Raw genomic sequence first — 13,194 nt, 5'->3', positions numbered from 1 at the left:
TCCTGATGTAAAAAGTCCCTTAGTCGCTTGTCTTTTTATGCGACCGGCCCGTCCGGGAGCGCCGCGATCCTTGTCGCGCGGACATCCTCCCCTTCAAGCCATACCGGCATAGGGCTTTGCGCTACGGCCGTCAAATAGGGGCGAACCACAGCCCGTCCCGAAAAACGACGCACGGGTCGCAGCAACAATTGCAACGCCCCTTCCTTGCAGGCCCGGCAGCCATCGTCTAACGCTGGATGCCTTCACCCATTTTATCATGACGTTCCGGGACGCAGCATGACCGCAACCATCGCGCTGGTGGATGATGACAAGAATATCCTGACGTCGGTGTCGATCGCGCTGCAGACCGAAGGGTTCGTCACGCGCATCTATACCGACCCGGAAGCTGCGCTGAAGGCGCTGACCGATAATCCGGCCGACCTTGGCGTGTTCGACATCAAGATGCCGCAGATGGACGGGCTGGAACTGCTGCGCCGCCTGCGCGAAAAGAGCCAGATGCCGGTCATCTTCCTGACCTCCAAGGCGGACGAGCTGGACGAGGCGCTGGGCCTGGCCATGGGCGCGGATGATTATATCTCCAAGCCCTTCTCGCAGCGGCTGCTGATCGCGCGCATCCGCGCCATCCTGCGCCGCGCGGAGATCAGCCGCACACCCGAAGCCGCCGACGAACCGCCATCCGATCCGATCGTGCGCGGCCGGCTGGAGATGGACCCGCCCCGCCACCGGGTGAAATGGGACGGCAAGGATGTGACGCTGACCGTCACCGAATTCCTGATCCTGGAAACCCTTGCTGCACGGCCCGGCGTGGTGAAGAACCGCAACCAGCTCATGGACGCCGCCTATCAGGACGACGTCTATGTCGACGACCGCACGATCGACAGCCATATCAAGCGGCTGCGTCGCAAATTCCGAGAGGTAGACCCTGACTTCAACGCAATCGACACGCTCTATGGCGCCGGATACCGCTTCTCCGAAGAATGAGGACGCGCCGCTCGCGGTGCGCTGGTCGGGGCGATTGAGCCTCACCCCGCGCATCCTGGCGGTCAATGTCTTCGCGCTCGCCCTGCTGGCGGGCGGCTTCTTCTATCTGGACAGCTATCGCACGCGGATCGTCGACGATCGGCTGGAACAGTCGGCGCGCGAGCTGAAGCTGCTCGCCATCGGCCTGGAAAATGCGCCTGCCGACCGGCAGAATGCGCTGATCGCCGCCTATGCGCGCCAGACCGGCGACCGGGTGCGCCGCTATGACGCGGCCGGCAATCTGATGGCCGACAGCTTCGCCATGGATGCGCCGCGCTATCGACTGCGCCTGCCCTCGGAAGAGGAATGGCAGCGCCATGTCGCCCGCTTCCTCGACAAGGCGGTCGACCGCGTCGTCTCCGCCGATCGCCCGCCCAATTTCGAGGAACCCGCCGTCGATCGCGCCAGCGCCTGGCCCGAACTGGTGCTGGCCGCCAAGACGCGCCAGCCCCAGGCGATGAACCGCTACGCGCCCGATCGCACCTTCATGATCTCGGCCGCCGTCGCCGTGCGCGACGGCTCGGGCCTGCTCGCGACCGAAAATGCGCGCGACATCACCCGCATCGTCCGCGCCGAACGGCTGCGCCTGGGCATCGTGCTGGCCGCCGCCGTCCTCGCCTCTGTGCTGCTGTCGCTGTTCCTCGCCCGCACCATCGTCCAGCCGCTCCAGCGCCTGGCCCGTGCCGCCGTGCGCGTTCGCCTCGGCCGCGCGCGGGAGGTCACCGTGCCCCGCCTGCCCGAGCGCCGCGACGAGATCGGCATGCTCGCCCGCGCCCTGTCGGACATGAGCCATGCGCTGCGCCAGCGGATCGACGCGACCGACGCCTTCGCCGCCGACGTCAGCCATGAACTCAAGAACCCGATCGCCTCGCTCCGCTCCGCGCTCGATTCGCTCGAACGGGTGGACCGGCCGGACCTGCGCGACCAGTTGATGGCGATCGCGCAGGATGATGTCCGCCGGCTCGACCGGCTCGTCACCGACATCGCCGAAGCCTCCCGCATCGACGCCCAATTGTCCCGCACCCGGTTCGAGCCGATCGACCTTGGCCTGCTGATCGAGCGCATGGTGCTGGCGCGCGAAGCACGCGGCGTGCCACGCGGCATCCGCCTCGCCTTTGCCCGCCCACGCAAGGAAGTCGCCGTCGTTCTCGGCGAGGAACAGCGGATCGTGCGCGTGCTCGACAATCTGATCGACAACGCGATCTCCTTCTCGCCCGACGAAGGGCTGGTGCAGATCATCGCCACCGTCGCCGACAATGAAGTGCTGGTCAGCGTCGAGGATGAAGGCCCCGGCGTGCCCGAGGGCGAGCGCGAGCATGTCTTCCGCCGCTTCCACAGCGTCCGCCCGGAAGGTGAGGCGTTCGGCAAGCATTCGGGCCTCGGTCTCGCCATCGCCCGCTCGATCGTCGAGGGGCATCAGGGCAAGATCAGCATCGCCGACCGCGAGGATAGGCTGAGCGGCGCCCGCTTCATCGTCCGCCTGCCCATGGCCGTGGAACGCGACCCCGGCATAATGTCCGAATGAAAGCAATAAGCTGTTCATTCCTGCTGGCCACAATGCTCCGCTGCGATGTCGCGTGAATCGACGCAATTCGATTTCCAACGCAGCGAACTGGGGCTAGAAGCAGGAAGGCAGGGGAACATGGTGCGGGCACTTTCATCAGAGACGCTTCACGCAACGACCGTCGCGATCGAGGGACGCTCGGTGCTGCTCTATGGCGCCAGCGGCATGGGCAAGTCCGACCTCGCCCTGCGCCTGATCGATCGGGGTGCGACGCTGGTTTCCGACGATTATACCCTGCTCAAGCGGGTCGACGGCCGGCTGATCGCCACCGCCCCCGAAACCATCAGCGGCAAGATGGAAGTGCGCGGCATCGGCATCGTGCCCGTGCCCCATGTCGGCGATTCGCCGGTCGCGCTGATCGTCGATCTGGCCGAAACGGTCGAACGCATGCCGATGCACGCCGCCACCCGCACCATCGCCGGGGTCGAAATTCCGCTGGTCGCCGTCGTCGCGCATGAGGCGTCCGCCCCGATCAAGGTCGAACTGGCGCTCAAGGCCCTGGGCAAGACATGAGCGATATCGCGCCCAAGACCATCCTGCTCGTCTCCGGCCTGTCGGGCGCCGGCAAGACCACGGCGCTCAAGACGCTGGAGGATATGGGCTGGGAAGTGGTGGACAATCTGCCGCTGGTGCTGCTCGACCGCCTGCTCGACACGCCCCTGCCCGCCGGCCATGGCGGGGAGGATGACCGGCCGCTGGCGCTCGGCATCGACGCACGCACCCGCGGCTTCGACGCCAATGCCATCGTCCAGCGGATCAAGGCGCTGCGCGAACGGCACGGCCATGATATCGAGACATTGTTCCTCGACTGCTCGGGCGCCGAGCTGGAACGCCGCTATGCCGAAACCCGCCGCCGCCACCCGCTGGCGCAGGATCGCCCGGCCGCCGACGGCATCGCTCGCGAACGCGAACTGACCGAACCGCTGCGCCGCTGGTCGGCCCAGCTGATCGACACCACCAGCCTGTCGACCAACGCGCTGCAGCAGGAAATGCGCGCCCGCTTCGCCCGCGAACAGCTCTCCGACCCGGTGCTGACCATCCTCTCCTTCGGCTATTCGCGCGGCGTGCCACGCAATGTCGACCTGATGTTCGACATGCGCTTCCTGCGTAACCCCTTCTGGGACGAGGATTTGCGCCCCAAGACCGGCCTCGACGCCGATGTCGCCGCCTATATCCAGGCCGACCCGGCCTATCAGGAGGCGCTGGGCAAGATCCAGGATCTGCTGACGACCCTGCTGCCGCGCTACGCCGAAGCCGGCAAAACCTATATTACCGTGGCTTTCGGCTGCACCGGCGGGCGCCATCGCTCGGTCCATGTCGCCGAACATGTCGCTAGATACTTGCAAGATGCGGGCTTTTCGCCCACCGTCTCGCACCGCAATATGGAATCAGCGCCCCAGGACAGTCTGGAGAAGCGCAGACCGGGAGGCCCGAAAGCAATATCATGACAAAGGTGGGCCGCGGAAGCAGATGATCGGACTCGTACTCGTCACCCATGGGTCGCTTGCGACGGAATTCGTCGTGGCCATGGAACATGTCGTGGGACCGCAACAGCAGATCGAAACGATCTGCATCGGGCCGGAAGATGACATGGAATTGCGCCGCGCGGACATCGCGGCGGCGGTCGCGCGCGTCAATGACGGCGCCGGCGTCATCCTGCTGACCGACCTGTTCGGCGGCACCCCCTCCAACCTCGCCATCTCGCTGCTCAAGGCCGGTGAGATCGAGGTGATCGCGGGCATCAACCTGCCCATGCTCATCCGCCTGGAAAGCGCCCGCAAGGTGATGGACGTGCGCGCCGCCGTCGCCGCTGCCCGCGAAGCAGGCCAGAAATATATCAGCGTCGCATCGGAATTGCTGGGCAGCACCTCATGAATGATATCAGCCGGGAAGTCAGGATCAGCAACAAGCGCGGCCTCCATGCCCGCGCCAGCGCGAAATTCGTGACCCTGGCCAGCGGCCTCCCCGCCCAGATCACCGTCAGCAAGGATGGCAGCGAAGTCACCGGCACGTCGATCATGGGCCTGATGATGCTCGGCGCCGCCATGGGCGACAGCATCACCATCAGCGCCGCCGGCCCCGACGCGCATGACAGCCTGCACCAACTCGTCGCCCTGGTCGAAGACAAGTTCGGCGAGGAATAGGCGCGACCAGCGGCCGCGTTGCCGCGACGGGTTCCCATCCCGACATTGACGTCACGGCCCGGCCGCCCCATCTTGCGACATAGGGCGACCGCTGATCGGGAGGCAGCATTCGCCACCGGTTCAAGTGGATAGGCGCCATGCTCGACACGAAATTGAACGACGAAGCCGCCCGCCTGGCTGCGCTCGGGCGCTACGAAATTCTCGACACGCCGCCCGAGCCCGCCTTTGATCGCATCACCCAGCTTGTCCGGTCGATCCTGGGCGTGCCGATGTCGGTCGTGTCGCTGATCGACGGCGATCGCCAATGGTTCAAGTCGCGCACCGGCATCGACGCAACCGAAACCCCGCGCGACATCGCCTTCTGCAACCACACCATCCGCGACCGCGTGCCGATGGTCGTCCCCGATGCCTGTTCCGACCAGCGATTCAGCAGCAATCCGCTGGTCACCGGCGATCCCAATATCCGCAGCTATGCCGGTGTCCCGCTGGCGACGCCCGATGGCTATAATGTCGGCACCCTCTGCGCGATCGATACCGTGCCGCGCGAATTTGATCCCGGCCAGATCGCCATCCTCGAAAATCTCGGCGCGCTGGTGGTGGAGCAACTGGAACTGCGCCGCATTGCCGAGCGCGACCATCTGAGCGGCGCCCTCACCCGCCGCGCCTTCGTGGCGGAGATGGACAAGCATATCGCCCTCTTCCGCCGCTATGCGCGTCCGGCCAGCCTGTTGCTGTTCGACATCGACCATTTCAAGCGGGTCAATGACACCCATGGCCACCCGGCCGGCGATGTCGTGATCCGCGAGGTCGCCGCCTGTTGCGACCGGACCAAGCGCCCGAACGACATATTGGGCCGGCTTGGCGGAGAAGAGTTCGGCGTACTGCTCCCCGAAAGCAATGCAGCGCAGGCCGGGGCCGCCGCCCAGCGTTTCTGCGATGCCATCGCCGCGCTGGAAATCGCCCATATGCCGCCGCTGCGCGTCACCGCCAGCTTCGGCATTGCCGAGATCGGGCCTGACCGGATCAGCAGCGACGCCTGGATCGCCGCCGCCGATGTCGCCCTCTATGCGGCCAAGCATGGCGGTCGCAATCGCGTGGTCATCGCGAAAACGGACGCCGCCCAGCCCGACTGACACCGAAAGGCTGTCCTTTTCCCCATTCCCTCGATAGAGAGGCCGCTTCGTCCGCACTGGTCGCGGACCAGAAGGCAGGACGCAGAACGTGGCACGCGAAATCACCGGTTTTTCCAACCCGCTGGTCAAGCGCGTGCGCTCGCTGCGGGAAAAGAAATATCGCAAGGTCGAAGGGCTGTTCCTCGCCGAAGGGCTGCGCATCCTGACCGAAGCGCGCGAGGAAGGCGTGCTGCCCGAAATGCTCTTCCATGCCGGCTCCACCCACCCGCTCGCGCTCGACCTGATCGACGCGATCGAGGCGGACGGCGGCGACGTGATCGAAACCACGCCCGACATCCTGTCCAAGATCAGTGGCAAGGATAATGCCCAGGCCGTGGTCGGCGTCTATCGCGACCGGCTGACCCCGCTGGAGAAGCTCGATCGCAGCACGGCCGACATCTGGATCGTCGCCCAGTCGCTGCGCGACCCCGGCAATCTCGGCACCATATTGCGCACCGGCGACGCGGTCGGTGCCGGCGGCCTCATCCTGATCGACGATTGCGTCGACCCCTTCTCGGTCGAATCGGTGCGCGCCAGCATGGGCGCCCTGTTCACCCAGTCGATCACCCAGGCACGCTGGGGCGAATTCATGCACTGGCTGCGCCAGGGGCCGGGCGAACTGATCGGCACCAGCCTGAAAGCGACCCAGGATTATCAGGAACCGAGCTATCAGAGCCCCTGCTTCCTGCTGGTCGGCAATGAGGCGCAGGGCCTGCCCGAAAGCTATGAGGCCGAATGCGACCAGCTGGTGAAGATGCCGATGCTGGGCAAGGCCGACAGCCTCAACGCCGCGGTCGCGACAGCGGTCATGGCCTATGAGCTGCTGAACCAGAAACGACGGAAATAGAGGCGAATGTCATCATCCTCCCCTGCAAGGGGAGGTGGCAGGGCGAAGCCCTGACGGAGGGGGGTCGCCCTATTGCGCGCGGCACCACCCCTCCACCATTTGCCAGGCAAATGGTCCCCCTCCCCTTGCAGGGGAGGATGGCGGCGCGAAGGGATTGAGAAGGATGGGGGCGATGACGAAGACGAGCGGCATGGGCGCAATGTGGCTGCACAAGCGGGTGCTGGCGGCCAGCCTCATCGGCACGGCGGTCGAATTTTACGACTTCTACATCTATGCCACCGCCGCCAGCCTGATCTTCCCCTCGCTCTTCTTCCCGGCCTCCTCGCCCTCGGCGCAGTTGATGGCCTCCTATGGCAGCCTCGCCCTCGCCTTCCTCGCCCGGCCGCTCGGCGCTGCCGTCTTCGGCCATTATGGCGACCGCATCGGGCGCAAGGCGACGCTCGTCACCTCGCTGATGCTGATGGGCGGCTGCACATTGCTGATCGGCTTCCTGCCGACCTATCTCATGATCGGCTTCTGGGCGCCGCTGATCCTGTGCGTGCTGCGTTTCGGCCAGGGCTTTGGCCTGGGCGGCGAATGGGGTGGCGCGGCGCTGCTGGCGGTCGAAAATGCACCCGAAGGCTGGCGCGCCCGCTTCGGCATGTTCCCGCAGCTGGGCGCCCCGGTCGGCTTCATCGCCGCCAACGGCCTGTTCCTGCTGCTCGGCGCCTTCCTGACCGATGCGGAATTCTTCGCCTGGGGCTGGCGCCTGCCGTTCCTGGGCAGTTCGGTCCTGGTGATCCTCGGCCTCTGGGTCCGCCTCAAACTCACCGAGACGCCCGAATTCGCCGCCGCGCAGCAAGAAGCACCGCCGCCTGCCGTGCCGCTTGCCACCCTGCTCTCGACCCATCTGGGCGCGGCCATCGCCGGCACCTTCGCCTGCGCCGCCTGCTTCGCCGTCTATTATATCGCGACCGCCTTTGCGCTGGGCTATGGCACCACCGCACTCAAGATCGACCGGGAAATCTTCCTCGCGATCCAGCTTGGCGCCATCATGTTCATGGCGCTCAGCATCGTGATCGCCGGCTGGTGGTCGGACAAGAGCAGCCCCACCCGCGTCCTCGCCTGGGGCTGTGCCGGCACGCTGGTCATGGGCATCGTCTTCGGCCCGCTGATCGGCACCGCGGCGCTGTTGCCGATCTTCGTCGCGCTCAGCCTCGCTCTGTTCGTGATGGGCTTCATCTACGGCCCGCTCGGCGCCTATCTGCCCGCCCTCTTCCCGACCCAGCTGCGCTATACCGGGGCGTCCTTCGCCTTCAATCTGGGCGGTATCCTGGGCGGCGCGCTGGCGCCGATCGTCGCGACCTGGCTGATCGGGATGCAGGGCGTCGCGCTCGTCGGCCTCTACATGTCGGCGGCTGCCCTCATCAGCCTCGCCGGCCTGTGGTGGACCAGCCGCAACTGAATCAGATTGCCTTGCGCATCAGGATCATCGGCACGCCGCTATCCTCGAACGGGCGGACGTCGATGAATCCGAAGCTGCGATAGAGCGGCACGCCGGCCATCGTCGCCGACAATTCCAGCGCGGCAAAGCCCTCCTGCCGCGCGGCGGCCTCGCACAGCGCCAGGATGGTCGTGCCGACCCCTTTGCGGACATGGTCGGGATGGGTGTACATCGCCCGCACCTTCGCCGCCTCGGTCGCGGGATCGAGCATGCGGTCGTCGCGCCCGGCCGTGTGGTCGCCGCCATAGGCGGTCGCCCGACGGCTCCATCCGCCACATCCGGCGATCGCGCCATCCGCCTCCACCACGAAATAGGTCCGATCACCGATCAGCCGCCGGTCCAGCCCCATGAAGCCATGGCTGGCCTGCACCTGCGCCGCGGTCAGATAGGCCGACTGCAATTGCTCGATGGCCAGCGTCATCAGGGTGGACAAAGCGGGTTCGTCGGCGGCGGTCGCCAGGCGGTTGGTCAAGGACATGGCCCCTCCTGCAACGAAATCGGCCGGCCCCGCAAGGGACCGGCCGATCGGATCATGATGATGCGGGATCAGAACTTGAATCCGACCTTCGCATACCAGAAGCCGCCGTTGAAGCCGAAGGGCGATACGTCGGGATAGATGTCACCGGTGAAGCGACCACCCGTCGACGCATAGACCGGCCCCAGCCCGCCAGCGCGATTGTCATATTTGTCGGGATAGTTGCTGAACAGGTTCTGCGCGCCGGCACTCAGCGTGAAATTGTCATTGAGCTGATAGCTGACTTCCAGATCGAACACGAACTCGCTGCCAAAGCTCTGATTGACATAGCTTTCGCCGTTCGCACCGGTGCCGTCATCATAGACCTTGTACTTGCCATACCAGTTCGCCCGGCCCAGCACCGACAGCGCGCCGCTGGTCCAGTTCTCGGTCAGGATCACGCGCGTCTTGGGCAGCGTATTCTGCAGCTGCATGATGCGCGTGTCGCTGATGATCGGCGACCCGGTATCGGGGTCGAGCCCGACACGGATGACCTTCGTCTTGTTGTAGTTGAAGGCCAGCGTGGTGTTGAACGTCCCCATGCTGTCGGTCGAGAAGCGATAGCTGCCGACCACGTCGACACCCTGGGTCCGGGTATCGAAGGCATTGGTCAGGAACTGCACCTCGTTGACCGTGGCATAGTTGGCCAGGCCCAGCGCCTGAAGTTCGGGCCGCTGATCGTCGGTGATCACCCGCGATCCTGTGGTGCCGATGCGGTCCTTCACCTTGATGTTGTAATAGTCGATCGTCAGCGACGCGCCGGGGGCCGGCGTGAACACCGTACCGGCCGAGAAGCTGACCGACTCTTCCGGCTTCAGCGGCACCGCGCCCAGATATTGGGCGACCGGGCTGGCGACCGGCAGCGTCATGAACTCGATCGCGTTGGGATTACCCGGATTGAAGGTGGTCGCGATGCTGCTGGTGTTGGTCTGGCCCGGCGTCGGCGCACGGAAGCCGGTCGACAGCGTGCCGCGAACCGCGAACACATCCGGCACGATGGCGTAGCGTGCCGACACCTTGCCCGTGGTCGAATTGCCGAAGTCGGACAGATGCTCGTAGCGGCCGGCAAAACCCAGCGAGAAGGCTTCGGTGATGTCGCCTTCCACGTCGATATAGAGGCCCTTGGAATTGCGGCTGCTCTCACCCGCGATCGCCGGACCATAGCCAGGGAAGCCATTGGCACCGACCGGCAGCGCGACCGAGAGCTGGCTGCCATCCGCGTTCAACACCGGCGTGCCATCCTGATGGAAGACCAGGTTCCCGGTATAGGGCCCGATCGCATAGGAAGCGGCGTCGCCCAGGCCCAGTTCATAGGATTCCCGGAAATACTGCCCACCAAACGCAATCGTGATCGGGCTCGCCAGCCCGACTTCCCAGGGATAGCTGAAGTCCGCATTGAACAGCGTTTCGCGCTGTTCCAGCTTGCCGAGGTAGAATTCGGTCGGCGACGTGATGCCCAGCGACGGGTTCATCGTGCCGTCCATGGTATATTTCAGCGTCGACTGGCCATAGCTGCCCGACAGGTCATAGTTCAGGCCAAAGCCGAGCGTGCCCTTGTAGCCGACGGTGCCCGAAATATCGTCGATCTTGCCGAAGAAGATCGGCGTGAAGCCGCCCGAATAGACGCAGCTCCAGTTCTGGACCAGCGGATCGGAGCAATCCGACACCTGCGTATAATCCCGCGTCGTGGGGTCATAATCGTTGGGCGCATAGACATTGCCGCCCGCCGCGCCGGTCTGGATGCCCGGCGTCGTGTTGTCGAAATCGGTGAAATAGTCGTTGAAAATGCCGTTCAGGCCGAAATTGGCGGAATTGACCGACTGGCGATAGTTGAAGCTCTCTTCCTGGAAGCTGTGGCCATAATTGCCAAAGAAGTAGATGCTGCTTTCGTCGCCCAGGTCGAAGCCGCCATTCACGAAGAAGCGATAGGATTCCATCTTCGGATTGCCATAGCGCTGCGCCAGCTTGGGCACGCCGATGTCGGGCTGCTCCTGCGACAGTTCCAGCGCGCCGGGTCGGGTGACGCCGCGGCTGGTCTTGCCGGCGTTCACATATTCGCCGCTGATGTTGATGAAGCCATTGTCGCCCAGCTTGAAACCACCGTTCAGCGCAACCTGATAATCCTCGCCATCGCCGCGATAATATTGGCCATAGCGGGCATAGCCCGAAATGCCGTCGGTATCGTCGCGCAGCGCCATATTGATGACGCCGGCGATCGCGTCGGAACCATATTGGGCCGAAGCGCCGTCGCGCAGCACTTCGACGCTGCGCACCGCAATCGCCGGAATCTGTGCAAGGTCGGCCGAATGGGCGCCAGCGGACTGGGCGTTCGCACCGATCTGGACCAGCGCGGAACGGTGCATGCGCTTGCCGTTCACCATCACCAGCGTCTGGTCGGGCGCCAGCCCGCGCAGGTTGGGCGGCCGGACGAAGGAGGAGCCGTCACCAATGGCATAGCGCGCCACCGAAAAGGACGGGACCAGGTTCTGGATCACCTGGTTCATGTCGGCGACGCCCTGCTTCTGCAGCTCCTCGCCGGAATAGACATCGATCGGCGTCGGCGATTCGGCGACGGTACGGTCGGTACGCCGCGTGCCGGTGACGATGATCGTCTGGCCGGGCGTTTCCGCTGCGGCCGCCTGGGGCGCAACATCCTGCGCAAGAACAGGCATGGAATAGGACAGTGCAATGGCAATCGCACTGCATGAAAACAGACCCTGATACTTCATCAAAAAGCCCCCTATTTCTTTTTTTAGAGACCTTTCGACACCTCCCTCTTCTTGTTGCCGGATGAGATCGGAATGGACGCAACTATCCGTTCCTGAAATCGGAAATTTCAGTGCGTTTCACTCAGTAACATCTGGAAATATCAGGCTGGCATAATTGCATCGACTGCGAAATGGCCCTTTGGGCGGCCGCAAAAATTTGTTCGCAAGCGCAATAATTCGTGCCGTAAAACAATGTGTCAAATCATTGTAACACAAAGAAAAAGGCGGCAGCCCTGGGGGCCACCGCCTGTTTCATTTTTACAACTGTCAAGGACAGTTTTGAAGGATCAACCTTCGGTGCGGGTATCGCGGCGCTCGGCAATACGAGCGCGCTTGCCGGTGCGGCCACGCAGATAATAGAGCTTGGCACGACGCACGACACCGCGACGAACGACGGTGATCGAATCGAGGTTGGGCGAGTAGAGCGGGAACACGCGCTCCACGCCTTCGCCGAACGAAATCTTGCGAACGGTGAAGTTGCTGCCCATGCCCTTGTTGGAACGGGCAATGCAGACGCCTTCATAGTTCTGGACGCGGCTGCGCTCGCCTTCGACAACCTTCACGCCGACGCGCAGGGTGTCACCGGGACGGAAATCGGGGATTTCCTTCGCCAGGGCGGCAATGTTTTCGGCCTCGATCTGCTGGATCAAGTTCATGTAACTCAGTCCTTATTTTCGCGTTGCGCACCAGAGGGCGACTGGTCCCGAACACCGATATGGCGTTCCCAAAGGTCCGGCCGCCTTAGCCGTGTATCTGCCTCCGCCTGTTGTTTCCGCCAGGCGGCGATCTTCGCATGATCCCCCGATCGCAACACTTCGGGAATCCTGCGCCCCTCCCATTCGACTGGTCGGGTATAATGCGGATATTCAAGAAGCCCCGTTTCAAAGGATTCCTCGACACCGCTGGAAGCGGCGCCCATTACACCGGGAAGCAGGCGGATGCAAGCATCCAGCAGCATCAGCGCGCCCATTTCCCCGCCGGACAGGATGATGTCCCCCATCGAAACCTGCTCGATCGGCCGGGCCTCGAAAATACGCTCGTCAAAGCCCTCGAACCGCCCGCACAGCAAGGTCACGCCGGGACCATCCGCCAGCGCCCGGATCCGCGCCTGCGTGATCGGTTTGCCGCGCGGCGTCATCGCCAGGATCGGCAGGTCGGGCCGCTGCGCCAGCGCATGGTCGATGCCGCGCGCCAAGATGTCGGGCTTCAGCACCATGCCCGCCCCGCCCCCGGCCGGCGTATCGTCGACGGTGCGATGCTTGTCGGTCGCAAAGCCGCGCATCTGGATCGGATCGCACGACCATTTCCCCTCGGCCAGCGCACGTCCCGCAAGCGACACGCCCAAGGGGCCCGGAAACATCTCGGGATAGAGGGTCAGGATCTGGGCCGCAAAGCTCATCGCCGGCGCGCCCGCAGCCGGGCGGCGGACAGGCCGCCAACCAGGCAGAGCGCACCGCAGCCCATCATCACGAAGCCGATCATCCGCAGCATGTCGGCAAAGGGCCGTTCGGGATGCAGCATGCCCGGCAGCAGCACCAGCAGCGGCAGGGGACAGACCAGCCCGATCGCCACCAGCCCCTTCACCCAGAGCGGCCAGCCAAGGCCGAACAGCCGCCAGCCCCCGGCCAGCATCATCAGCAGATAGATTGCGGTCAAAATTTGCGCCATGGCAGCGCGCCTAG

14 protein-coding genes are annotated in these 13,194 nt (G+C 64.5%); 9 read left to right on the top strand and 5 right to left on the bottom strand.

What is annotated here, in order from left to right:
* Positions 1–276: 276 nt before the first annotated feature.
* The 9 genes from E5554_RS09670 to E5554_RS09630 all read left to right on the top strand — a co-directional run bounded on the left by E5554_RS09670 (position 277) and on the right by E5554_RS09630 (position 8,191).
* Positions 277–981, top strand: a complete 705-nt coding sequence (locus tag E5554_RS09670; RefSeq protein ID WP_004208080.1) for a response regulator transcription factor — start codon at positions 277–279, stop codon at positions 979–981.
* Positions 950–2,545: an ATP-binding protein gene (locus E5554_RS09665; protein ID WP_037517344.1), complete on the top strand. Its 1,596-nt coding sequence runs from the start codon at positions 950–952 to the stop codon at positions 2,543–2,545. Before E5554_RS09670 ends, E5554_RS09665 begins: the two co-directional genes overlap by 32 nt.
* A gap of 117 nt (positions 2,546–2,662) precedes the next feature.
* On the top strand, positions 2,663–3,097 hold the full coding sequence (locus tag E5554_RS09660) for an HPr kinase/phosphatase C-terminal domain-containing protein (protein WP_004208082.1): 435 nt from the start codon (positions 2,663–2,665) through the stop codon (positions 3,095–3,097).
* Positions 3,094–4,032, top strand: a complete 939-nt coding sequence (gene rapZ, locus E5554_RS09655; RefSeq protein ID WP_136186646.1) for an RNase adapter RapZ — start codon at positions 3,094–3,096, stop codon at positions 4,030–4,032. Before E5554_RS09660 ends, rapZ begins: the two co-directional genes overlap by 4 nt.
* A 22-nt stretch (positions 4,033–4,054) precedes the next feature.
* Positions 4,055–4,459, top strand: a complete 405-nt coding sequence (locus tag E5554_RS09650; protein WP_004208084.1) for a PTS sugar transporter subunit IIA — start codon at positions 4,055–4,057, stop codon at positions 4,457–4,459.
* On the top strand, positions 4,456–4,728 hold the full coding sequence (locus E5554_RS09645) for an HPr family phosphocarrier protein (RefSeq protein ID WP_004208085.1): 273 nt from the start codon (positions 4,456–4,458) through the stop codon (positions 4,726–4,728). Before E5554_RS09650 ends, E5554_RS09645 begins: the two co-directional genes overlap by 4 nt.
* Before the next feature lie 137 nt (positions 4,729–4,865).
* Positions 4,866–5,861, top strand: a complete 996-nt coding sequence (locus E5554_RS09640; protein WP_136186645.1) for a sensor domain-containing diguanylate cyclase — start codon at positions 4,866–4,868, stop codon at positions 5,859–5,861.
* Between the two features lie 88 nt (positions 5,862–5,949).
* Positions 5,950–6,747 carry an RNA methyltransferase gene (locus E5554_RS09635; RefSeq protein WP_136186644.1) on the top strand — a complete coding sequence of 266 codons (798 nt, stop codon included), beginning with the start codon at positions 5,950–5,952 and terminating at the stop codon, positions 6,745–6,747.
* Between the two features lie 172 nt (positions 6,748–6,919).
* Positions 6,920–8,191, top strand: coding sequence for an MFS transporter (locus E5554_RS09630; RefSeq protein WP_136186643.1), 1,272 nt, complete (start codon positions 6,920–6,922; stop codon positions 8,189–8,191).
* A 1-nt stretch (position 8,192) separates the two neighbouring features.
* Here the strand turns inward: E5554_RS09630 and E5554_RS09625 are convergent, their stop codons facing one another.
* From E5554_RS09625 to E5554_RS09605, 5 genes are all read right to left on the bottom strand, one after another.
* A complete protein-coding gene (locus E5554_RS09625; protein ID WP_136186642.1) occupies positions 8,193–8,708 on the bottom strand; it encodes a GNAT family N-acetyltransferase in 516 nt (171 codons plus the stop codon).
* 68 nt (positions 8,709–8,776) lie between these two features.
* On the bottom strand, positions 8,777–11,473 hold the full coding sequence (locus tag E5554_RS09620) for a TonB-dependent receptor (RefSeq protein ID WP_136186641.1): 2,697 nt from the start codon (positions 11,471–11,473) through the stop codon (positions 8,777–8,779).
* 326 nt (positions 11,474–11,799) lie between these two features.
* Complete coding sequence (gene rplS / locus E5554_RS09615; RefSeq protein ID WP_004208091.1) at positions 11,800–12,168, bottom strand: 50S ribosomal protein L19; 369 nt, start codon at positions 12,166–12,168, stop codon at positions 11,800–11,802.
* A 5-nt stretch (positions 12,169–12,173) separates the two neighbouring features.
* Positions 12,174–12,911 (bottom strand): tRNA (guanosine(37)-N1)-methyltransferase TrmD, encoded by a 738-nt coding sequence (trmD, locus tag E5554_RS09610; protein WP_037507758.1) that lies wholly within the window; start codon positions 12,909–12,911, stop codon positions 12,174–12,176.
* Positions 12,908–13,180 (bottom strand): hypothetical protein, encoded by a 273-nt coding sequence (locus E5554_RS09605; RefSeq protein WP_004208093.1) that lies wholly within the window; start codon positions 13,178–13,180, stop codon positions 12,908–12,910. Before E5554_RS09605 ends, trmD begins: the two co-directional genes overlap by 4 nt.
* Positions 13,181–13,194 lie beyond the last annotated feature (14 nt).

Origin of the sequence: Sphingobium sp. PAMC28499 (genome assembly GCF_004795815.1) — a bacterium.
GTDB classification, from domain to species: domain Bacteria; phylum Pseudomonadota; class Alphaproteobacteria; order Sphingomonadales; family Sphingomonadaceae; genus Sphingobium; species Sphingobium yanoikuyae.
This window is presented reverse-complemented; position numbering and strand designations above follow the sequence as displayed.

What these genes read in the sequence shown, in the direction of transcription:
- E5554_RS09670 (WP_004208080.1), top strand. Translation starts at nt 277, where the DNA reads ATGACCGCAACCATCGCGCTGGTGGATGATGACAAGAATATCCTGACG.
- E5554_RS09665 (WP_037517344.1), top strand. Translation starts at nt 950, where the DNA reads ATGGCGCCGGATACCGCTTCTCCGAAGAATGAGGACGCGCCGCTCGCG.
- E5554_RS09660 (WP_004208082.1), top strand. Translation starts at nt 2,663, where the DNA reads ATGGTGCGGGCACTTTCATCAGAGACGCTTCACGCAACGACCGTCGCG.
- rapZ (WP_136186646.1), top strand. Translation starts at nt 3,094, where the DNA reads ATGAGCGATATCGCGCCCAAGACCATCCTGCTCGTCTCCGGCCTGTCG.
- E5554_RS09650 (WP_004208084.1), top strand. Translation starts at nt 4,055, where the DNA reads ATGATCGGACTCGTACTCGTCACCCATGGGTCGCTTGCGACGGAATTC.
- E5554_RS09645 (WP_004208085.1), top strand. Translation starts at nt 4,456, where the DNA reads ATGAATGATATCAGCCGGGAAGTCAGGATCAGCAACAAGCGCGGCCTC.
- E5554_RS09640 (WP_136186645.1), top strand. Translation starts at nt 4,866, where the DNA reads ATGCTCGACACGAAATTGAACGACGAAGCCGCCCGCCTGGCTGCGCTC.
- E5554_RS09630 (WP_136186643.1), top strand. Translation starts at nt 6,920, where the DNA reads ATGACGAAGACGAGCGGCATGGGCGCAATGTGGCTGCACAAGCGGGTG.
- E5554_RS09625 (WP_136186642.1), bottom strand. Translation starts at nt 8,708, where the DNA reads ATGTCCTTGACCAACCGCCTGGCGACCGCCGCCGACGAACCCGCTTTG.
- E5554_RS09620 (WP_136186641.1), bottom strand. Translation starts at nt 11,473, where the DNA reads ATGAAGTATCAGGGTCTGTTTTCATGCAGTGCGATTGCCATTGCACTG.
- rplS (WP_004208091.1), bottom strand. Translation starts at nt 12,168, where the DNA reads ATGAACTTGATCCAGCAGATCGAGGCCGAAAACATTGCCGCCCTGGCG.
- trmD (WP_037507758.1), bottom strand. Translation starts at nt 12,911, where the DNA reads ATGAGCTTTGCGGCCCAGATCCTGACCCTCTATCCCGAGATGTTTCCG.
- E5554_RS09605 (WP_004208093.1), bottom strand. Translation starts at nt 13,180, where the DNA reads ATGGCGCAAATTTTGACCGCAATCTATCTGCTGATGATGCTGGCCGGG.